This is a genomic window from Lysinibacillus sp. NPDC094403 (assembly GCF_050278745.1).
GTDB lineage: Bacteria > Bacillota > Bacilli > Bacillales_A > Planococcaceae > Lysinibacillus.
The window spans coordinates 14,910-33,933 of the sequence record NZ_JBNNTL010000003.1 but is presented as its reverse complement, the minus strand read 5'-3'; the positions used below and the strand labels follow the sequence as shown (position 1 = coordinate 33,933).

The window sequence follows — 19,024 nt, the reverse complement described above, 5'->3', positions numbered from 1 at the left end:
ATACATGGATGGTCCAGTTTCATTAGTACAGTTAATTATTTCAATTTTGTTATTTTTCGTCATGTTCTTTGGTATTGGATTTTTATTGAATATGCTTTTGCGAATGACATGGTTAATGGCGATAGTGTATCCAATTGTTGTTATTTTTATTGTCGATGATGTAAGCTTTTTAGATTATATTTTCAAACCAGGTTACGCATTTCCAGCACTTTTAGATAAGTTGCAAGCACTACAATTTGTAGATATTGCAATCCTATCTGGTGGCTTTGCCGGTTCAATTGTTGCGGGAATTGTCATGATTTATTTACGTAAAAGTGGATATCGAATGTTTTAACTTCTTTCAGCTGATGTTTAGTCATCCGCTGAAAGAAGTTAAAGCCTCCGGCGGATGTCACGGAATCGGAAAGGAGTTCTTTGTGCTAGCACAAAGCCGATTCCGGACGCAATTATGCCGAGGCATAATTGATCTTCTTTCAGCGGGTGTTCTAACATCCGCTGATTTTTTTTTTGAATGTTTCCGATAAATCGTGAAAAGCTTCCGATAAAATCACAAAAGTTTCCGATAAAACGTGAAATGTTTCCGATAAATCTCAAAAGTGTTCCGATAAATAAAAAAACACATCCTCGATATGAGGATGTGTCTATTTCTCACAAAATAAATTGGTATATGATGATGGCGATAAAAATTCCAGTTAATGCCCCAAAAAATACTTCGCTTCGTTTATGGCCTAGCAATGTTTTTAGCTCTCCCATTTTCTCCTGTCCATCCATTTGTGGCCATTTTTTTAAATCATGAAGCAACGTTTGAAAGTCTTTACGTAGTTGATTTAATACAGCTGCATGCTGACCTGCTTGAAAGCGTACACCACTTGCATCGTACATGACGATAAATGAAAACATAGCGGCTACAGCAAAAATTGGGGAATCTAATCCTGTTTCATAGGCAATAGAGGTTGTTAGTCCTGTTACGGAAGCGGAGTGTGAACTAGGCATACCCCCGGTGGAAGTAAATAATCCCCAGTTAATCTTTCTTGTCATTAAAAAATGAATGGGAATTTTTATAAACTGCGCAAAGAGAACTGAAAAAAGGGCAACGAGTAAAGGGGTATTTTGAAGTAAACTCATAATCATCACAACCTTCACTAATAATTGTTTTTATTATAACATTCATTATTTTCTAAAAGCCAAATATTACGCGTTTTCTGAAATTTAGGTATAATAAATATTGAATGGAGGAATATACATGCATATTGTAAAAGAAGCAAAAACATTTGAAACGATTTCTACTGAGGTGTTAGTAGTAGGAGTCACTAAACATCGTGAGCAAATGCAAGATTGGGCAAGCTTTTCATCATTTTATGGAGAATCCATTGATGCTTGGATTAGTGCTGGGGATGTATCTACCGAGCTAAAAAAAATTACGAAATTACCATTCTTGAAGGACCATGCTAATCTTAAACGCATTTTATTTGTTGGTTTAGATGAGCGTAAAAACCTAACAGAAAGCGATGTTCGTGCAGCATTTGGATTGCTTGGCAAGGAACTAAAATCCTTAAAAGTTAAAGAATATTCAATTTGGCTTGAATCGTTTACGACAGAGTCGATTACTGTAACAGATGTTGCATTTTTAGCTGGAGAAGGAACAGGTCTTGGTTATTATTCAATTCCTCATTATAAAACAACATCAAATGAAGTAGAGAAACGTGTTGACACTGTTCATCTTGTGACTACTGCTGATGATTTAGATGAAGTGGTGGCAAGCTTTGAAGTTGGCGCTATTTATGCAGATGCAGTAAATGAAGCACGTAGCTTAATTAATTTACCACCAAACTTACTGACAGCGACAGACTTAGCTAATTATGCAGAGTCCCTTGCAGTCGAGTACGATTTTGAAGTTGAAATTTTAGATAAAGCACAACTAGAGGAGCTCGGTATGGGTGGTATTTTATGTGTCAATCAAGGCTCCCATGAAGAACCTCGTTTAATAACATTAAAATATAAAGCGACTGAAGATTTTGCCGATCCAATTGGCCTTGTCGGTAAAGGTGTTACGTATGATACTGGTGGCTATTCCTTAAAGCCAAAAGATTCAATGGTAGGCATGAAAGGCGATATGGGCGGTGCGGCCGCAGTGCTAGGTGCCATGAAAATCATCGGTGAATTACGTCCTAATAAAAATGTCGTAGCGGTTATTGGTTCCACTGATAATATGGTATCTGAAATAGCATTTAAACCGGATGATGTCATTACGACATATAGTGGTAAGACGGTAGAAATTTTAAATACCGATGCCGAAGGACGTTTAGTATTAGCAGACGCTACTACATATGCTAAACAACAAGGAGCTACTTCCCTGATTGATGTTGCAACGTTAACAGGTGGAGTGATTACAGCACTTGGTATGGATAAAACAGGAGCACTTTCTAATGACGATGAATTCTTTGCTGCTTTTATGGAAGCTACACAGGAGACTGATGAATTTGTATGGCGGATGCCTTTAACAGAAAGTGATAAAAAACGAATTCGTAAATCAGATGTCGCTGATTTAAATAACTCTCCTGGTCGTGATGGACACATGATTTTTGGAGGAGGCTTTGTTGGTGAGTTTGTTGGTGATACACCATGGATTCACTTAGATATTGCAGGAACGTCAGATGCTATTGCTATACATGACTTAGGCCCAAAAGGTGGTACAGGTGTAATGGTACGTACACTAGCAAACTTTGTGCAACGTTTAGGAGAAGAAAAGTAGAATAGGCGATAGACATGTGATATATGCATCCTCCTACATACGATAGAGTAAAAAAGGGAGGAAGCTTATGACATTCTTCGGAGGTTATCCAGGAGGAGGTTTTTGGCCAATCGGTGGACCATTTTTGGGTGGATTTTTAGGAAGTTTTCTTGGATCACAGTTTAGCCCATATCCATTTTATCCGCCGTTCTATCGTCCATTTCCGCCATTTTACCGACCTGGTCCACCATTTAGACACCATTTTAGACCATATTAATTCAAATAAGACATAGATTTCAATGAAAATATAAAACCAGTTGTCGGCAATAATAACGACACCTGGTTTTTTCTTTAGTTAAATTAAATAAATATCACATTCGAGGCATTAAATAAAGTGTTGACAGAATATACTAAATTATTTATTATTCTTATTGTATTACTAATAATTAAATACGTAGCTGACTAGCAAACTAGAGGCTCTTATTATTCACAGGCATTGTTCTGCCTATGGATAATTTGAGTCCTTTTTGTATCTATAGGGAAAGACGAAAGGGAGTGAAATCAAATGGGGAAAGTTTTTATAGTGGGTGCTGGGCCTGGCGATGTTGATCTAATCACAGTAAAAGGATTACGGTGTATAGAATGTGCGATTATTAAACCCGCTTGTTGGGGAAACGAAATCAGACGATGTTTCTACCACTATTCGCATGCAAAGTTACGAAGTTTTACTAAAAAACTATTATCCTGAAAATCGCGTGCAATTAGGTGTGTTTCCAGTCGCAATGCGTTATGCAGGACCAAAGGAAGCCATTTTCCATGCACTTGTACGAAAAAACTATGGCTGTACGCACTTTATCGTTGGGCGTGACCATGCGGGTGTTGGTGATTACTATGGCACGTATGATGCACAAAAAATCTTTGAACAATTTTCTGAAGATGAATTAGGGATTGTTCCGTTAAAATTTGAGCATAGCTTCTATTGCAACAAATGTGAGGGAACGGCTACGACAAAAACTTGTCCACATGATAGCTCGGCGCATGTCATTTTATCGGGTACTAAGGTTCGTGAAATGTTACGTAATGGTGAAGTGCCTCCAAGTACATTTAGTCGTAAAGAAGTTGTGGACGTTCTGATTAAAGGAATGCGTAAGGAGGTTTTAAAGTGAGTTCAAACATCGTTTGGCATGAAGCGTCCATTACGAAAAGGGAGCGTCGTAAACAAAACAAACATCAAAGCTTTATATTATGGTTCACCGGTTTATCAGCATCAGGAAAATCTTCTGTAGCGAATGCCTTCGCACGTCGACTTTTTGAACGCGGCAATCAAGCATTTGTCTTAGATGGTGATAATGTTCGGCATGGCTTAAATAAGGATTTAGGATTCGACGAAGCAAGCAGTTAGGAAAATATACGGCGTATTGGAGAGGTTTCTAAGCTTTTCGTGGAAAGTGGTCAAATTGTTTTGACGGCCTTTATTTCACCTTACCGAGAAGATCGTCAAGTTGTCCGTGAGCTTGTGGAAGCTGGAGAATTTTTAGAGGTCTATGTGAAGTGTTCCGTTGAAACGTGTGAAAAGCGTGATCCAAAAGGTCTTTATAAAAAAGCTCGTAATGCGGAAATTCCAAACTTTACAGGGATTAGTGCACCCTGTGAAGAACCGGAAAATCCGGAAATTATTTTAGACACAGAACTCCATTCTATCGAAGAATGCGTAGATCAGCTCACAGACATATTAACTTCAAAAGGATATATTTAGGCTTATCAACCACACGTTATCGTGATGAGCATATATTTAATAAATTTGCTTTCATAAAGAATCTGCTTACTTTCGAGGAGGCAGTTTTTTTGATGGAAAATTAATCTATTTTTATAGAAAGTTACTAAATATTTTGAGATGATTAAATCATCAAACGTTATAGGAGATGAAAGAAATGAGTATACATATTCAACTATTAACCGAGGATGTAGTAAACCAGAAATTATTAAATGAAATATTGGAACTTTGGAATGAAAATGCCATAGAAACGGCAGATTGTGAATTAGAGGAGAGTGAAAGGAAGGGAATTCAAGAACAGTTAGAACAATATATTCAATCAAAATATGGGGCCATTTATATAGCAACGAATGAAAATAATGAAATGATTGGTTTTGGAATGGCTTCGATTAAAAGGGATTTTATTTACGATATGAACTATGGTCAAATAGACGAAGTTTATGTAGTACCAGTATACAGAAGACAGAAGGTTGCTAAACGTTTAGTAGCTGATTTAGTGACTTGGTTTAATGATGAGCATGGTACTTCAGTAGTAAATGTTTATGTAGATTTAGAAAATGACTTAGCATTAAACTTTTGGGAAGGCATTGGTTTAGAAAAAGAATTTTTTATGCTATCAAACAATTAAAAAGTGGCCAATGAAGTTTATTCATTGGCCACTCTTTTTGAAAAGTTATTTAATGCCTTGTTCCTTCTTCATCCGATCAATTTCAGGTTCAAGCTCATCGTGTACTGTACCTTTCCAAGGTTTTACGCCAGCGATGTATGAAGAGCGAGTCATAATATGCCCTCCAACAGGACCTGTAATGAACAGGAACAATATACCAAGCAAAATACGGGGATTAAAGTGATCTTCAATAAGCCAAAAGTAAAAGAATACACCAATGAGTACACACATAACACCGAGTGTTGCACTTTTTGAAGCAGCGTGAGCACGTGTGTACAAATCAGGTAAACGGACAAGACCAATGGCTGTCACGACAATAAAAAGCACCCCTACAGAAATGAAAAAGATAACTAAACTATTAGCGAGAATTGTCACGTTTAAGGATATCTCCTTTCTCTATAAATTTAGAGAAAGCAACAGTACCGATAAACGATAAAATCGCTAACAATAATATAATCTCCAGGAAGAAGCTTGTTTCAACCAATACGGAAAACAGTCCAATTAGCGAGATTACTGATACACCCAATGAATCCAATGCTACCACACGGTCGGATGCAGAAGGTCCTTTAACCATTCGATAAATGACTGCAATCATTGATAAGCAAATCACTACAATCGAAGTAATAATAAACGTTGTCATGATTTACTCACCTCCAAAATCGCTTTTTCAAATGAATCTCGAATTGCTGTAATTGCTTCATCGACATCACTAATATCAATAGCGTGTACATACAAAGTTTTTGCATCATCTGATACATGCACTACTATAGTACCAGGTGTTAACGTAATGAGACTTGATAATAAAGTAATTTCCCATTCTTGTGTTAAAACAGTCGGATAGGCAAAGAATGCAGGCTGCATATCCAACTTAGGCTTTAAGACCACTTGAAGGACTTGTATATTCGCTAACACTAACTCCTTTAAAAAGAGAAAAGTCAGTTTAATGATTGCCCATATACGGTAGACGTAAAGACGGCTAGCAAAAAATCTACGCATAATAATGAGCAATATAATACCGAGAATGAACCCAACGATAAAGCCTGTTGCTGTGTAATTAGAAGAAAGGAACATCCAAACAAAGGCAAGTACAAAATTTAAAACAATTTGAAATGCCATATTTCTAATCCCCCTTCATTACAGCATCTATATAAATAGATGGATCACTTAATAGTTTTGCCGCATCGTCCATAAATGGAGTAATCCATTCAGAGCCTACACCATACGCTACAGTAATGAGCACTAGAAGAACAGTAGGCACAAATAGTGTATAGTAGACTTTTTTATCGACAGTACCCGTTGTTTCTTTTTCTTCACCCCAAAAGGCATAAAGGAAAATACGAATAACAGACAATAAAACGAGAAGTGACGAAGCTAAAATAAAAATACTGCTCCATTTACTACCTGCTTCAAAACCTCCCTGTACAATCAAGAGCTTTCCAACGAAGCCACTAAGTGGGGGAATCCCTGCTAAACCAAATGCTGCAATTAAATAGAACCAACCAAGAGCAGGATATTTCTTCATGAGACCGCCCATTTTTCGTAAATCAGATGTGCCAGTAATGTAGATGATTATACCGATCAACATAAAGAGCGCTGCTTTAATAAGCATGTCATGAATTAAATAGAACATTGCACCTTTTAGGGCGATTTCATTCATTTGAGATACGCCGAATAAAATAACACCTACAGCAATGACAATATTATATATAATGATGAGCTTAACATCATGGTAGGCAAGTGCACCAATACAGCCAGCAATAATTGTTGCAACTGCTAATGCCATTAGTAAATCATGTGTATACGATAAATCATGAACAAAGAACAGTGTATATGTTCGAGTAATTGCGTAAATGCCAACCTTTGTTAGTAGTGCACCAAATAGCGTTAGCACTGGTATAGGTGCTGCCGCATAAGAAGTTGGAAGCCAGAAGTATAACGGGAAAATAGCCGCTTTTAACCCAAATACCATTAAAAATAGAACAGCTATAACAGTAACAATTCCTGGTTGATTGATGTCAGCAATTTTTACTGCAATATCTGCCATGTTTAATGTACCTACTACCGAATAAAGGAAGGCGACTGTAATAACAAATAATGCAGATGATATAACATTAATTAAAATATATTTAATGGAACCTTTAAGCTGTCCTTTTTCGCCCCCAAGAACGATGAGCAAATAAGAGGCCATTAACAATACCTCGAAGAACACGAAAAGGTTAAAAATATCGCCTGTCGTAAATGCACCGTTAACCCCAGTTAAAATAAACATGATGCCAGGATAATAGAAGAAGCGTTCACGCTCCTTTGTGATAGAACCGAAGCCATACCAAACAACAAAGAGGGTGATAAGCAACGTTGTTGTGACAAGCAGTGCGGACACCATATCAGAAACCATCGTAATGCCATACGGCACAGGCCAATCACCGAACGTCACCTTTTGAATACCATCATTTTTCACTTTTATAAGCAGTGAAATGGCCGATATAAGTGCGAGCCCTATACCAAGTAATGCGAATGAACGCTGGTATTTTAAATTTTTTTGCCCAAACATTAAAATCATGCCGAAGAAAAACGGAATGATAATTGGCAGTAGAAGGAAGTTATTCATCCTCATCACTTCCTCTCATTAAGCTTATATCATCTGTCTCGAGCTCCTGATAAGAACGGTAAGCAAGTACAAGGAAGAAAGCTGTTACCCCAAAGCTAATAACAATGGCTGTTAAAATAAGCGCCTGTGGTAATGGGTCTGCAAAAGTTTTTGCCCCTTCTTTTAATACAGGTGGTGCTTCTCCACCGAGCCCGCCCATCGTTAAAATGAGAAGATGGGCTCCATGACTTAAAAGCCCTGTCCCGATAATAATGCGCAATAAGCTTTTAGATAAGATTAAATAAATCGCTGCCATAAACAAAAAGCCAATGACAAACGCCATAATTATTTCCATTATTCATCCTCCCCAATCGTTTGAATAATGGTCATCGTAACGCCGACAACAACCAGATAGACACCGCTATCAAAAAGCATAGCCGTGTGTAATGACTGTTTGCCTAGAAGCGGTAAATCGAAATAATCAAAGAAATGTGTAAAAAACGGTTTCCCTACAAACATTGGGAAAGCGGCTGTTGCAAGTGCTAGTAGTAAGCCAATTGCAGTTAAATACGTATAATTTATTGGTAAAACCTTACGAACCGTATTTAAATCAAAAGCAAGGACTAAGAGCACGATAGCACTCGATGTTAAAAGTCCCCCAACGAAGCCCCCTCCTGGTGTGTAATGACCAGCAAGGAAAATATGAATGGAGAAGAAGAAAATAATGAAGAATACAATTTTTGCTGTAAATTGTATAATTACATCATTTGTTTTCATGAGTTTTCTCCTTTCTATTCATGCGTAGCTTTATCATTGCTAAAATGGCCATCCCAGCAATAGCTAACACTGTAATTTCAAATAATGTATCAAAGCCACGATAGTCTACTAAGATAACATTGACAATGTTTCCACCGCCGGCTTTTGAATGAACTGTTTCCTCGTAATACTTCGAAATAGATGGAATCAATTTTTGTGATTGTGCAGATAGCGCTACAAGAGTGACCATAACACCGACTGCAATTGAAACAATTGCGCGATTTAATTGGAATCTCATGCGCTCTTCTCGTTTTCCGAGCTTAGGCAGATGATAGAACGCTAGTAAAAATAGCGCAACAGAAATCGTTTCAATGACAAGCTGTGTTAATGCTAAATCAGGAGCATTAAAAATAACGAAGAATAATGCCACTGTGTAGCCCACAGCACCAAGACCTATAATGGCTGTTAAACGTGACTTTGCCAAAATTGTAATGGATGTTCCAATAACTAGCACCAAAACTAAAATGATTTCGTAAAGATGAATAGGTGCAGTGTCTTCGAAGGAGACAGTAAAGGCATTCTTCACAAATAAAGAACCTATTACAATTGCTGCAATGCTACTAAACATATACAGCAGGTAGTGACGCATAGAGCCCGTCATATAAAGGCGTGATACGCGATTTAACCCAACATCAAGACCGAGCATAATCTTGTCGTATGCATTATTTAATGTTAACGCTCGTGGGAATTTTTGATAAATGCCCTGCCATTTCGGTAATGCTACAAACAATAGAACCCCAACAATTACTATGCCAAAAGTCATGAGTAGTTCAGGTGTAATTTCACCATGCCAAGCTGCCACATGAATATCAATATCCTTTGGTGAATCATATAAGAATGGCTGAATAGCTTGTACTGCTGGCTTTACAAAAGTATCCCCAACTAGGTTCGGAATAAAGAATATTGTTACGACTAATGCTGCTAAAATCATCGGCGAAATTAGCATGCCGATCGGTGCCTCATGTGGTTTATGAGGTAATTTTTCTGGTGTATATTTACCAGTAAATGTTCTGAAAACAAAATAGAAGCTATAGATAAATGTGAAAATACTAGCAATCCAAGCAATAATCGGGAAGAGAGCTCCCCATGTATCAAAGCCGAAAAATTCAAAATTTTGTAGTGCAAGCATGGCAGTTAAAAACATTTCCTTACTTAAGAAGCCGTTAAATGGTGGTAGACCTGCCATTGATAAGCTTCCGATAGCCGCGACTGTAAAGCTAAGCGGCATAACACTCATTAAGCCACCGAGTTTACGAATATCACGTGTACCTGTTTCATGATCGACAATACCTGCAATCATGAAAAGGCTTCCTTTAAACGTTGCATGGTTAATAAGGTGGAAGATTGCCGCGAAAGCAGCAAATTTAATAGTATCTGTTGCTCCGTTGCTATGAAATGCTAAGGCACTAGCGCCGAGTAATGACATAATAAGTCCAAGTTGACTGACTGTAGAGAAAGCAAGAATTCCTTTTAAATCTGTTTGCTTCACTGCAAAGAATGAACCCCAGAATAGCGTTACGATACCTACGCCAGTAACGAGCCATACCCAAAGCTCAGAAACAGCGAAAATTGGTGTAAAACGTGCAACTAAATAAATACCTGCTTTTACCATTGTTGCAGAGTGAAGGTATGCACTAACTGGTGTTGGCGCTTCCATTGCATCTGGTAGCCAAATGTAGAATGGGAATTGTGCAGATTTCGTAAATGCTCCTAGAAGTATTAAAACGAGCGACCAAGTGAACAGCGGATTCTGTACTAAATCAGGTGCCATTACAATAAGTTCACGGATCGAATACGTTCCTCCCATTATATAAAGAAGGATAAATCCTCCTAACATCATTAAGCCGCCACCGACTGTAATCATCATTGACTTAAGTGCCCCAAAGCGAGAGGCATCACGGTTATACCAGTAGCCGATAAGTAAAAATGATGAAATAGATGTTAACTCCCAAAAGAAGTATAGTGTAATTAAATGATCTGACTGTACTACTCCTAGCATTGCGGTCATAAATAATAATAAGTAAACATAAAAATTATGTAATTTTTCTTTATGTTTGTCTAAATAAAAAATAGAGTAAAGTACGACCAATGAGCCAATTCCAGTAATCAGTAATGAGAATAGCAAGCTAAGTCCGTCTAAATAAGATACGATGGAAATATCAAGCGATGGAATCCAAGGAAGCTCTTGAAGAAATACTTTACCATCTGCTACTTTGGCGATGTAAGTTGCGTAAATAATCGCGAGTGTAGCAGGTACTGCAAGAACAAACCAGCCTGTGTGAATATTTTTAATGCTTTTATATAGAAATGGCACAAATATTGCGGCAAGCATTGGAATGAAAATATAAAGTACTTGTAACAAAAAAATCCTCCTTTATGCAGGTAAGTATGTTAATTATAACGTACTTTTTGTATGAGTGCATATGTACTCATAGGATTTAGCTTGCGATAGTGGAGGAATTTTGGCTATATTATAAATAGGAAGTTATCAATAAAAACAGAGGAAAAAATTTTTTATGAGGAACCCTTATATTTATGGTTATCTACCATTAATTACAATTTTATTATTTAGTTTGACATTTGGGATGTATGCAGTAAGTGAATCGTTGCAAGTTTTTCATGCAATTGGTGTTTATTCCGGCATGCGTGAGTTTTTATCCGATTTCGAGCTACGTGTTTTTTTGCTAATTGTCTTTGCTGTGATCTTCTTTATGCTATTTTCAGCATTAAAATTAGTAGGGGAAACTATTCATGAGCTAGGAATGTTATTTTTCTCAAAGGATAATGATGGTGCGACAGTTAATCAAGCACGAGGCGGATATGTCATTTTATTAGTTGGCGCAATATGTTCAGCCTTTGCTATTCAATTTATTTACGTTTTAGTAGGTATTTTTGTCTTAACTGTTTTTATCTATTTTATTTACCTTATCTATAAAATGAGTCAATTTATGTCGATGGGTGGAACGATTGGCTTACTAGTATTTGAGCTTTTTATGTGGACAATACTATTAGCGCTATTAGTTTATGTAGTTTTAAAATTGTATAATGGTATCTTGGCAAGCTTACCGTTTGCTCATTAAATGCCTCGGTTTACACTAAACATTTATTAAATTACATAGTTAATAATGAAAAGAGCAGCCTAGAGTGATGAATTCCACTCAGGGCTGCTTCTTTTAACTTTATTCCAGTAAAACATTAAATAGCTTGTGATGAATCTTATACGCTTCTAAACTCTCCATAGATTGTGGCTTATCATAGCCAAGCCATACTGCTGCAGTGTATTCATTATTTAATCCAGCGAGCCAGTAGTCACGATAGTTGTTAGTTGTTCCCGTTTTGGCACCGACATAGTTACTTTTACTATAAACGCCTTGTCCTGTACCTTTAGTAACAACATCTGCAAGCATCGAACGCATATACTTAACAGTTTTTGGTGACCAAATTTGATCGCGTTCTGAATTCCAACTGTAAAGTTCCGTTCCATCAGCTGTTGTCACTTTACGAATGCTATGAGCGAGTACATATGAGCCGTCTATAAAGCTTGTATAGGCGTCTGCTAGCTCAAGTGCTGTAACACCATATGTTAATCCTCCCAAAGAGGCAGCATAATTATGGTCTTTTGCTACGATAGAGCGGAAGTGAAAGCGATCTAAGTAACTAAAGGCCGTTTCAATTCCGACTGTGTTAAAGAGACGGAGAGCCGATGTATTGTAGCTATATTGAAATGCTACTCGAATTGGTACATCACCGTATTTAAAGCCTCCATAGTTTTGCGGACAAAATGAACCGACACAATAACTGCCACCACTAACTATAGAATCAGGTGTGTGTGCTGTAGTTTCAAAGAAAGGAGCATATACCGCTAGTGGCTTAAAAGCAGAGCCTGGCTGACGAGTACCTTGAAAGGCACGATGATAACCAAACTTTTCATAGTTTTTCCCAGCATAAAGACTAACCACTTCACGGTTTTTATTGTCAATAACTGCTCCAGCTGCTTGTAATTTACCTGAGCCTAGAATTGCAGTCATTTTTCCCTCATCATGTGCTTGTTTGTCTGGATTAAGCGCGGTATAAATCGTTAATCCATTTTGGAATAACGTATTGAGTCGATTGTCTAACTGCGCTTTGATTTTTTTCTTTTCTTCCTCACTTTGTGTGTTTGCAAGACGATCTGAATAGCCTTCTTTTTCTGCAACTAACCATCTAAGCTCTTGCAGGACGTAAGTGCTGTACATAGGGTAGCTTTGAGCTTTATTCTTTACATTTAATGTTATAGTTTCGGCTTTATATGTAATAGCTTCTTCTTTTGTTATAGCGCCACTCGCTGTGAGTGTATCTAATAACCGTTCCTGTCTCGCCTTTGTTTTGTCAAAGTTTTTTAAAGGATTATACAGTGATGGGTTATTTGGAATGGCAGCAATAAATGCAATTTCAGCTATAGATAATTCTTTGAGAGGTTTTTGAAAATAATATGTAGCTGCTCCACCAATTCCATAAACTTGATTGCTAAAATAGGCTTCATTTAGATACATCGTTAAAATCTCGTCTTTATCAAATTCTTTCTCAAGCTCATAGGAGTAAAAAATCTCTGTTAATTTTCGTTCATATGTTTTTTCGTCTGATAAATAACGCATACGAACTAGCTGCTGTGTAATAGTGCTAGCACCTTGAGAAGCTGAATTTGAGTTTGAGTTAGCAACAACTGCACGGACGATAGCACTAAAGTCAAAGCCGATATGGTCATAAAAATGAGCGTCCTCACTTGAGATGAAAATTTCCTGGGCAATTTTTGGGATTTCCTGTAATGTTAGAGGTTGCCGCCATTCGACATATTCCTCGCTAAATGTACTGCCGTTTCGATCTATAAGTGTTATTGGAAGCTGTGGCTGTACTTCCGGTAAATGAATAGCGCTAGCAATTTGCTCCTCATGCACTTGTGCCGCATTTATTTCTGTCCTAATGTTTGTAGTAATCCACCAAAGGACAGGTAAGGATAGTAAAATGATAAAAAAACCAAAAGCCTTTTTCATGTGTGCCTCCACTCTAAATATGAGTCACTCAACAGAATAACATAATTTGGATAGTTTCCAAATACGCGTTCCGACCTATTTGTATTTATCAAATAATTTTGCTATGAAGTTGGAGATGACGTTTGTTAAATCGTATGCCATATATAGGTTGATGTGAAACTCGTTGAGGATTAGCGATAGAGGAACGAAGGCTAATAGCATCAAAATAGCTTACGCTTTGTTTTTTTGACTTTTACTTATGAAAAGAGGAATTATACATAACAATCCAAGGAGAATAAACAGGATTAAGGTGTTGATTGGATTATCTTTTACTTTTGTATCTTCTTTATGTTTTTTTTCAAATTCTTTTACTTCTTCTGTTTTATTTACTTTATCGTTTGGAACAAATTCATTTTTATCTACATCATAGTAATAGAATCTGTGTTTGTTAAAGGTGAAAAAGTCATCTTTAACCGTCTTATATGAACTTGAAATCATCGCTAAGTTCACTTTTTCCATATCAATCTTTGTTTTTACATATTTTTCACTTTCCGCTTTAAACAATTCTTTTTCTTTTTTTAATAAGTTGGCTGCTTCACTTTTTACTTTTTCTACATCTTGAAGCGTTGTTGCTTTTTTCAATCCCTCTTCAATAAAGGCTATTTGTTCCATCTTCATTTTTTCTTCAAAGTCTTTTGTTTTTTGCTCTAATAATGATTTGTCTTCTTTTACTGTTTTAATGAGTACCGTTTTTGTTTCTTGGGCTAATATTTTGGCGGAGTCGTTTTTGTAATCAGGAACTTCTTGTTTATTTTTATTATTGACTGAATTCAGGTGCTCTTCTGTAACGATTTTTGTTGCCATGCTGGTAGATGAAAAAACGATACTCAACATACATACCGACAGTCCGATTACACTTATTTTTTGTATAAATTTCATTTTAATCCCTCCATTTTTTTTATTAATATTCATATAATCCTCTTTTGCACTCCATCTTTTTATTCCGATATTTTCCAATTTATGATCAATCAAAGTAATATATGAGCAATCATAAAAAATATACTAAGGGGGTTACTATGAAAGAATATTTCTTAACCGAAGAACAGTACTGTGATAACTCCTTCGTGACCAACAAAGCATCCAGCCAGAACGGAAATCAACCCCACGGTATAAGCAAAAAAATTAAAAGTGCAAAAAATCGTCAATACTTTGGTGAAGAAAACCGTTAAGAAGTATGTTAGACTAAAATGAGGTCAGAAATGATAGTACTATCATTTTCATTGAAACTGAAATTTTACATTTAAAGGAGAGACTTCAATGTTTCCACAATTAACAACAGAAGTACTAGAAGGCGAAGTACTTGTAGAAATGAAAACAACATTAGGTGCCATCAAAATTAAATTATTCCCAGAGCATGCACCAAAAACTGTTGAAAACTTCTTAGGCCATGCGAAATCAGGATACTATGACGGGATCATTTTCCACCGTGTTATCCAAGACTTTATGATTCAAGGTGGTGACCCAACTGGTACAGGTATGGGCGGTGAATCAATTTGGGGTAACTCTTTCGAGGATGAGTTCTCTGATAATGTATTTAACCTGCGCGGTGCCCTTTCAATGGCAAATGCGGGTCCAAACACTAATGGTTCACAATTCTTTATCGTACAAATGAAGCACCTTCCAAGTGATATGCTTCGCCAATTACAAGGTGCTGGCTTCCCAGAAGAAATTATTGAAGCATATGCTCAAAATGGTGGTACTCCTTGGTTAGACCATAAACACACAGTATTTGGTCATGTTGTTGAAGGAATGGACATTATCGACAAAATTGCAGAAGTAGAAAAAGACTTCCGTGATAAACCATTAGAAGATGTGAAAATCGAGTCAATTACAGTTTTTGAATAATAATTGTAAGGACGTGTAAAACATGGAACATTTAATGTATCAATTTTTATATTTCCCTGAAGATAAATCAGGCTATATTCCAGCAGCTTTTGAATTTTTAATCATGCTTATTTTATGTATTGTTGTATTTACCGTTTTCCGTAAGATTTCTAAGAAACAAGAAATGAAATCAAAGGAACTCGAAGCACGTATTCTTTCAGAGAAAAATAATACAAACAATCAGCTATAAAAAACCCGCTTTTCATGGGAAGCCAGATGCCTCGCAGCCGTTAATGACTGCGAGGCATCATAATTTCTCATTAATCTTATGCTAAATCAACTCATGTATTATTTGTCTTCGCACCATACTCTAGATGCTTAATCTTCTTATGAGATATATTTCTAAACAAAAAAGGATATCTCGTAAAAACTTGAGATATCCTTCACTATTTACTTACTATCGCTGAAGTGCTTGCTTAAAGCGTTGAACACCGTCTTTCACTGTATCAAATGAGCAAGCAACGTTCATACGTAGGAAGCCGCTACCTTCTTCGCCGTATTTTGTCCCAGGCTCTAATGCTAGCTTGCCATTTTCCAGCAAGCGTTTCATGATTTCTTCTTCATCAAGTCCTAATTCTCGATAATCAATCCAAAGCAAATAAGTGCCCTGAGGTTTTGTAATATGGATACCATCTAATTGTTCTAATTCAGCAATCACATAGTCCATATTGTTTGAAATGTAAGTAAGCATTTCATCCAACCATGGAGAACCCTCATTATAAGCAGCATGAAGTGCAACAGAAGCAAAGGTATTTAATGAGCCTTGCCCACTAGCCATATGAACGGCTTCTAGTAGCATACGCTTTTCCTTATCCGGCACAATCATATAAGCAACTTGAATACCCGCTAGATTAAATGTTTTTGTCGGTGCCATGCACGTAATAATACGATTAACTTCATCACCAGCGATTTTTGCTAATGGTGTATGTTTTGAGCCATCCAACATTAAATCAGAATGAATCTCATCGGAAATAATCACTACATCATATTTTGCACATAGTCGTACGATTTCCTTTAATGTAGTTTCATCCCATACATAGCCCCCTGGATTATGTGGATTACACAATATGTAGGCTTTCACATTTTGAGCAAGTGCTTTCTCAAAGGCTTCAAAGTCATAAACAAATGTCCCATCTTTTTCTACTAAAGGACAATTAACAATCTCTCGAGCATTACTTTTCGGGATGTTATAGAATGGTGGGTAGACGGGTGAGGAAATAAGTACTTTATCTCCTGGATTTGTCAGTGCCTTGATACTATCCGCTAAAGCAGCGACAACACCATTACAGAAAACAATTGATTCTTTGTCAATGTGCCAATCATGATGAGCATTCTGCCAGTCTACGATCGCTTGTATAGCTTCATCGCTAACAAAGCTATAGCCGAAAACAGTTTTTTCAGCATGCTCTTGTAGCGCTTTTGATACGGCTATTGGAGCAGTAAAATCCATATCAGCTACCCACATTGGTAGGATGTCTGAAGCATCTTGTAGCCCATATACGTTTTCCATTGCGTCCCATTTTGCAGAGTTTGTACAACGACGTTTAATAGTTTGATCGAAAATAGACAAGCAAATCACTCTTTTCTTTTTTATTTACTATGGTATCATACGAGTATGATAAAAGGATAATAGGTGAGTATTTTGGAAAATATAAAAATGAATCAAGCAGCCGTACATCTGCTAGAGGAGTGGGATCCATTCCACTTAGGTCCAGACCATTATGATACTGAAACAGCAGATGTTGTAGCAGCATTGCAAGGTATTGATGATCCATCTACTCTTGCAAAGGTTATACAAGAAACATATGAGCATTCGTTTGAAGAATGGATTCCATTTGAAGATTGTGTAGCTATTTCATACAAACTTATTGCGATAAAATTTGAAGCAAAATGTATTATTTAACTTATTTCAGCGAGTATCCAAACATCTGTTGTTGCTGTCGCTATGTTAGCACTACGCTTTCGCACAAAAAACATCCGCTGAAATAGAGGAACTCAGGCTAATAACTTCACAATCTGTGAAAGCGAATCCGGTCGCAATGATGCTTTTGCTTTTCTATAGAAAACGAGGTTGTCTTTCAATTTTAGACAACCTCGTTTTTTTTATTTAAACAACGGTAAAATCCCCTGAATGAAAATGATAAATATAGCGATCGGGGAAACATAACGAATTGAAATATACCAAATATTGAACATCAGACTAGAAGTGGCAAGCTCCTTACGAGAAATATCTTTTGTATAATAATAACCTGCAAAGATAGAAATCAGGAAGGCTCCGATTGGCATACCAATACTATTTGTCAAAAAGTCTACAAAATCGAAAATAGAGCGATCTAAAATTTTTACATCAGATAGGATGCCGAATGATAGTGCACTCGGAATACCAACGATAAAAATAATAATACCGCCAATCCAAGCGATTTTTTTCCGCTTTTCAGGCTTATCTCCAATTGCGATAGCCACGACAATTTCTAACATGGAAATGGAAGAAGTAACAGTTGCAAAGAGTAAGAGTACAAAGAAAATCGTTAGGAACAGTCCACCAAGAGGTAATTGCTCAAAAACAGCAGGTAAAATAATAAATACTAGGCCAGGACCTTGATCAGGTTTATAGCCAAGTGCAAACACTGCTGGGAAAATTACAAGACCTGCAAGTAAAGAAATAATGATATTCATCGATGCAACATTGATGGCTGAATTTCCGATCTTTTCTGATTTCGGTAGATAGGAAGCATATGTGATCATTACCGCGATCCCAACACTTAACGAGAAGAATGCTTGTCCAAGCGCCTTTAAAAATGTTTCTGCATTTAAATAGGACCAATCAGGGACGAACATAAATTTGATACCTTCCATTGCACCGTCCAATGTTAAAGAGCGTATAACTAATATGATGAAGAAGATGAATAATAGAGGCATCATCCAAGTACTTGCTTTTTCAATACCGCCTTGAATACCTGCTGATACAATCACAACAGTTAATAACATAAATAATCCTTGTACAAGCACTGCTTCAAATGGGCTTGAAATGATGTTACCAAACAAATCTGCATAATTACCATTTGAACTATTGAGATGGAATGTTATAGCGCGACCCAAATAGCTTAAAATCCAGCCGCCAACAACACTATAGAATGAAAGTATTAGACCGGCAATAATCATGCCACCCCATCCAATTAAGTACCATGGTTTTCCTGGTGCTTGTTCCTTAAACGACGTGACGGCATCCTTTTGCCCACGGCGTCCAATCATAAATTCTGCAATTAACACCGGCAAGCCGATGACAAATGTACATAGGATAAATAGTAAAATAAAGACACTTCCGCCGTTAGTACCCGCCATGTAAGGGAACTTCCAAATAGCTCCTAATCCTATAGCACTTCCAGCAGCAGCTAAAATAAACCCAATTTTAGTTGTAAATTGATCTCTCGAAGACACGAAAATAAATCCTCCTTATACTAAAGTTTTATTTTACCGCAATATTTTCTCATAACAC

At 36.9% G+C, this 19,024-nt stretch carries 21 protein-coding genes and 3 pseudogenes; 12 read left to right on the top strand and 12 right to left on the bottom strand.

The annotated features are described in order from the left end of the window. Positions 1 to 4 precede the first annotated feature (4 nt). Positions 5 to 334 carry a YuiB family protein gene (locus ACQKMV_RS07205; protein WP_427426482.1) on the top strand — a complete coding sequence of 110 codons (330 nt, stop codon included), beginning with the start codon at positions 5 to 7 and terminating at the stop codon, positions 332 to 334. 314 nt (positions 335 to 648) lie between these two features. Here ACQKMV_RS07205 and ACQKMV_RS07200 read toward each other — a convergent pair whose 3' ends face one another. After that, positions 649 to 1,131: a divergent PAP2 family protein gene (locus tag ACQKMV_RS07200; RefSeq protein WP_427503138.1), complete on the bottom strand. Its 483-nt coding sequence runs from the start codon at positions 1,129 to 1,131 to the stop codon at positions 649 to 651. A gap of 112 nt (positions 1,132 to 1,243) precedes the next feature. On the opposite strand from ACQKMV_RS07200, the gene ACQKMV_RS07195 reads away from it, so the two are divergent. From ACQKMV_RS07195 to ACQKMV_RS07170, 6 genes and pseudogenes are all read left to right on the top strand, one after another. Further along, positions 1,244 to 2,752 carry a leucyl aminopeptidase gene (locus ACQKMV_RS07195; protein ID WP_427503137.1) on the top strand — a complete coding sequence of 503 codons (1,509 nt, stop codon included), beginning with the start codon at positions 1,244 to 1,246 and terminating at the stop codon, positions 2,750 to 2,752. A 67-nt stretch (positions 2,753 to 2,819) separates the two neighbouring features. Further along, positions 2,820 to 3,008, top strand: coding sequence for a uroporphyrin-III methyltransferase (locus ACQKMV_RS07190; protein ID WP_427503135.1), 189 nt, complete (start codon positions 2,820 to 2,822; stop codon positions 3,006 to 3,008). Positions 3,009 to 3,296: 288 nt separating this feature from the next. Continuing rightward, positions 3,297 to 3,380 (top strand): annotated as a pseudogene (locus ACQKMV_RS07185) (SAM-dependent methyltransferase); the annotation flags it as partial. Positions 3,381 to 3,384: 4 nt separating this feature from the next. Continuing rightward, positions 3,385 to 3,897 (top strand): annotated as a pseudogene (gene sat, locus ACQKMV_RS07180) (sulfate adenylyltransferase); the annotation flags it as partial. Beyond that, positions 3,894 to 4,487 (top strand): annotated as a pseudogene (gene cysC, locus ACQKMV_RS07175) (adenylyl-sulfate kinase). The pseudogenes sat and cysC, both read left to right, overlap by 4 nt. Positions 4,488 to 4,662: 175 nt before the next feature. Further along, positions 4,663 to 5,133 carry a GNAT family N-acetyltransferase gene (locus tag ACQKMV_RS07170; RefSeq protein WP_427503134.1) on the top strand — a complete coding sequence of 157 codons (471 nt, stop codon included), beginning with the start codon at positions 4,663 to 4,665 and terminating at the stop codon, positions 5,131 to 5,133. A gap of 45 nt (positions 5,134 to 5,178) precedes the next feature. Here the strand turns inward: ACQKMV_RS07170 and mnhG are convergent, their stop codons facing one another. From mnhG to ACQKMV_RS07135, 7 genes are read right to left on the bottom strand one after another with little or no spacing between them, the layout of a single operon-like run. Continuing rightward, on the bottom strand, positions 5,179 to 5,547 hold the full coding sequence (mnhG, locus tag ACQKMV_RS07165) for a monovalent cation/H(+) antiporter subunit G (RefSeq protein ID WP_427426495.1): 369 nt from the start codon (positions 5,545 to 5,547) through the stop codon (positions 5,179 to 5,181). After that, the gene (locus tag ACQKMV_RS07160) at positions 5,531 to 5,812 is read right to left on the bottom strand and encodes a Na(+)/H(+) antiporter subunit F1 (RefSeq protein ID WP_427426496.1); all 282 of its coding nucleotides are present in this window, start codon (positions 5,810 to 5,812) and stop codon (positions 5,531 to 5,533) included. The genes mnhG and ACQKMV_RS07160 overlap by 17 nt, the downstream gene beginning before the upstream one ends. Next, positions 5,809 to 6,288: a Na+/H+ antiporter subunit E gene (locus tag ACQKMV_RS07155; protein WP_427426497.1), complete on the bottom strand. Its 480-nt coding sequence runs from the start codon at positions 6,286 to 6,288 to the stop codon at positions 5,809 to 5,811. Before ACQKMV_RS07155 ends, ACQKMV_RS07160 begins: the two co-directional genes overlap by 4 nt. A gap of 4 nt (positions 6,289 to 6,292) precedes the next feature. Then, on the bottom strand, positions 6,293 to 7,780 hold the full coding sequence (locus ACQKMV_RS07150; RefSeq protein ID WP_427503132.1) for a Na+/H+ antiporter subunit D: 1,488 nt from the start codon (positions 7,778 to 7,780) through the stop codon (positions 6,293 to 6,295). Further along, positions 7,773 to 8,114: a Na(+)/H(+) antiporter subunit C gene (locus ACQKMV_RS07145; protein WP_402781018.1), complete on the bottom strand. Its 342-nt coding sequence runs from the start codon at positions 8,112 to 8,114 to the stop codon at positions 7,773 to 7,775. Before ACQKMV_RS07145 ends, ACQKMV_RS07150 begins: the two co-directional genes overlap by 8 nt. Further along, complete coding sequence (locus tag ACQKMV_RS07140; protein WP_249075124.1) at positions 8,114 to 8,536, bottom strand: Na(+)/H(+) antiporter subunit B; 423 nt, start codon at positions 8,534 to 8,536, stop codon at positions 8,114 to 8,116. Before ACQKMV_RS07140 ends, ACQKMV_RS07145 begins: the two co-directional genes overlap by 1 nt. Further along, the gene (locus ACQKMV_RS07135) at positions 8,523 to 10,937 is read right to left on the bottom strand and encodes a Na+/H+ antiporter subunit A (protein WP_427503130.1); all 2,415 of its coding nucleotides are present in this window, start codon (positions 10,935 to 10,937) and stop codon (positions 8,523 to 8,525) included. The genes ACQKMV_RS07140 and ACQKMV_RS07135 overlap by 14 nt, the downstream gene beginning before the upstream one ends. Positions 10,938 to 11,091: 154 nt before the next feature. Between ACQKMV_RS07135 and ACQKMV_RS07130 the strand changes: the two genes are divergently transcribed. After that, positions 11,092 to 11,655, top strand: coding sequence for a DUF5366 family protein (locus ACQKMV_RS07130; protein WP_427503129.1), 564 nt, complete (start codon positions 11,092 to 11,094; stop codon positions 11,653 to 11,655). A 99-nt stretch (positions 11,656 to 11,754) separates the two neighbouring features. Here the strand turns inward: ACQKMV_RS07130 and ACQKMV_RS07125 are convergent, their stop codons facing one another. Both ACQKMV_RS07125 and ACQKMV_RS07120 read right to left on the bottom strand, forming a co-directional pair. Beyond that, on the bottom strand, positions 11,755 to 13,605 hold the full coding sequence (locus ACQKMV_RS07125; RefSeq protein ID WP_427503128.1) for a transglycosylase domain-containing protein: 1,851 nt from the start codon (positions 13,603 to 13,605) through the stop codon (positions 11,755 to 11,757). Between the two features lie 210 nt (positions 13,606 to 13,815). Continuing rightward, positions 13,816 to 14,523 carry a hypothetical protein gene (locus ACQKMV_RS07120; RefSeq protein ID WP_427503127.1) on the bottom strand — a complete coding sequence of 236 codons (708 nt, stop codon included), beginning with the start codon at positions 14,521 to 14,523 and terminating at the stop codon, positions 13,816 to 13,818. A gap of 137 nt (positions 14,524 to 14,660) precedes the next feature. Here ACQKMV_RS07120 and ACQKMV_RS07115 point away from each other — a divergent pair, with 137 nt between their 5' ends. The 3 genes from ACQKMV_RS07115 to ACQKMV_RS07105 all read left to right on the top strand — a co-directional run bounded on the left by ACQKMV_RS07115 (position 14,661) and on the right by ACQKMV_RS07105 (position 15,718). Next, a complete protein-coding gene (locus ACQKMV_RS07115; protein ID WP_427503126.1) occupies positions 14,661 to 14,813 on the top strand; it encodes a hypothetical protein in 153 nt (50 codons plus the stop codon). A gap of 88 nt (positions 14,814 to 14,901) precedes the next feature. After that, complete coding sequence (locus ACQKMV_RS07110) at positions 14,902 to 15,489, top strand: peptidylprolyl isomerase (RefSeq protein WP_427426503.1); 588 nt, start codon at positions 14,902 to 14,904, stop codon at positions 15,487 to 15,489. Positions 15,490 to 15,511: 22 nt separating this feature from the next. After that, positions 15,512 to 15,718: a hypothetical protein gene (locus ACQKMV_RS07105; protein ID WP_427426504.1), complete on the top strand. Its 207-nt coding sequence runs from the start codon at positions 15,512 to 15,514 to the stop codon at positions 15,716 to 15,718. A gap of 207 nt (positions 15,719 to 15,925) precedes the next feature. Here the strand turns inward: ACQKMV_RS07105 and ACQKMV_RS07100 are convergent, their stop codons facing one another. Then, entirely contained in the window at positions 15,926 to 17,098 is a 1,173-nt protein-coding gene (locus ACQKMV_RS07100) for a MalY/PatB family protein (RefSeq protein ID WP_427503125.1), read from the bottom strand. Positions 17,099 to 17,170: 72 nt separating this feature from the next. On the opposite strand from ACQKMV_RS07100, the gene ACQKMV_RS07095 reads away from it, so the two are divergent. Then, entirely contained in the window at positions 17,171 to 17,431 is a 261-nt protein-coding gene (locus ACQKMV_RS07095; RefSeq protein WP_082172888.1) for a DUF1871 family protein, read from the top strand. A gap of 200 nt (positions 17,432 to 17,631) precedes the next feature. Here ACQKMV_RS07095 and ACQKMV_RS07090 read toward each other — a convergent pair whose 3' ends face one another. Further along, entirely contained in the window at positions 17,632 to 18,966 is a 1,335-nt protein-coding gene (locus ACQKMV_RS07090) for a sodium-dependent transporter (RefSeq protein ID WP_427503124.1), read from the bottom strand. Between the last annotated feature and the right edge of the window lie 58 nt (positions 18,967 to 19,024).

What these genes read in the sequence shown, in the direction of transcription:
- ACQKMV_RS07205 (WP_427426482.1), top strand. Translation starts at nt 5, where the DNA reads ATGGATGGTCCAGTTTCATTAGTACAGTTAATTATTTCAATTTTGTTA.
- ACQKMV_RS07200 (WP_427503138.1), bottom strand. Translation starts at nt 1,131, where the DNA reads ATGATTATGAGTTTACTTCAAAATACCCCTTTACTCGTTGCCCTTTTT.
- ACQKMV_RS07195 (WP_427503137.1), top strand. Translation starts at nt 1,244, where the DNA reads ATGCATATTGTAAAAGAAGCAAAAACATTTGAAACGATTTCTACTGAG.
- ACQKMV_RS07190 (WP_427503135.1), top strand. Translation starts at nt 2,820, where the DNA reads ATGACATTCTTCGGAGGTTATCCAGGAGGAGGTTTTTGGCCAATCGGT.
- ACQKMV_RS07170 (WP_427503134.1), top strand. Translation starts at nt 4,663, where the DNA reads ATGAGTATACATATTCAACTATTAACCGAGGATGTAGTAAACCAGAAA.
- ACQKMV_RS07160 (WP_427426496.1), bottom strand. Translation starts at nt 5,812, where the DNA reads ATGACAACGTTTATTATTACTTCGATTGTAGTGATTTGCTTATCAATG.
- ACQKMV_RS07155 (WP_427426497.1), bottom strand. Translation starts at nt 6,288, where the DNA reads ATGGCATTTCAAATTGTTTTAAATTTTGTACTTGCCTTTGTTTGGATG.
- ACQKMV_RS07150 (WP_427503132.1), bottom strand. Translation starts at nt 7,780, where the DNA reads ATGAATAACTTCCTTCTACTGCCAATTATCATTCCGTTTTTCTTCGGC.
- ACQKMV_RS07145 (WP_402781018.1), bottom strand. Translation starts at nt 8,114, where the DNA reads ATGGAAATAATTATGGCGTTTGTCATTGGCTTTTTGTTTATGGCAGCG.
- ACQKMV_RS07140 (WP_249075124.1), bottom strand. Translation starts at nt 8,536, where the DNA reads ATGAAAACAAATGATGTAATTATACAATTTACAGCAAAAATTGTATTC.
- ACQKMV_RS07130 (WP_427503129.1), top strand. Translation starts at nt 11,092, where the DNA reads ATGAGGAACCCTTATATTTATGGTTATCTACCATTAATTACAATTTTA.
- ACQKMV_RS07125 (WP_427503128.1), bottom strand. Translation starts at nt 13,605, where the DNA reads ATGAAAAAGGCTTTTGGTTTTTTTATCATTTTACTATCCTTACCTGTC.
- ACQKMV_RS07120 (WP_427503127.1), bottom strand. Translation starts at nt 14,523, where the DNA reads ATGAAATTTATACAAAAAATAAGTGTAATCGGACTGTCGGTATGTATG.
- ACQKMV_RS07115 (WP_427503126.1), top strand. Translation starts at nt 14,661, where the DNA reads ATGAAAGAATATTTCTTAACCGAAGAACAGTACTGTGATAACTCCTTC.
- ACQKMV_RS07110 (WP_427426503.1), top strand. Translation starts at nt 14,902, where the DNA reads ATGTTTCCACAATTAACAACAGAAGTACTAGAAGGCGAAGTACTTGTA.
- ACQKMV_RS07105 (WP_427426504.1), top strand. Translation starts at nt 15,512, where the DNA reads ATGGAACATTTAATGTATCAATTTTTATATTTCCCTGAAGATAAATCA.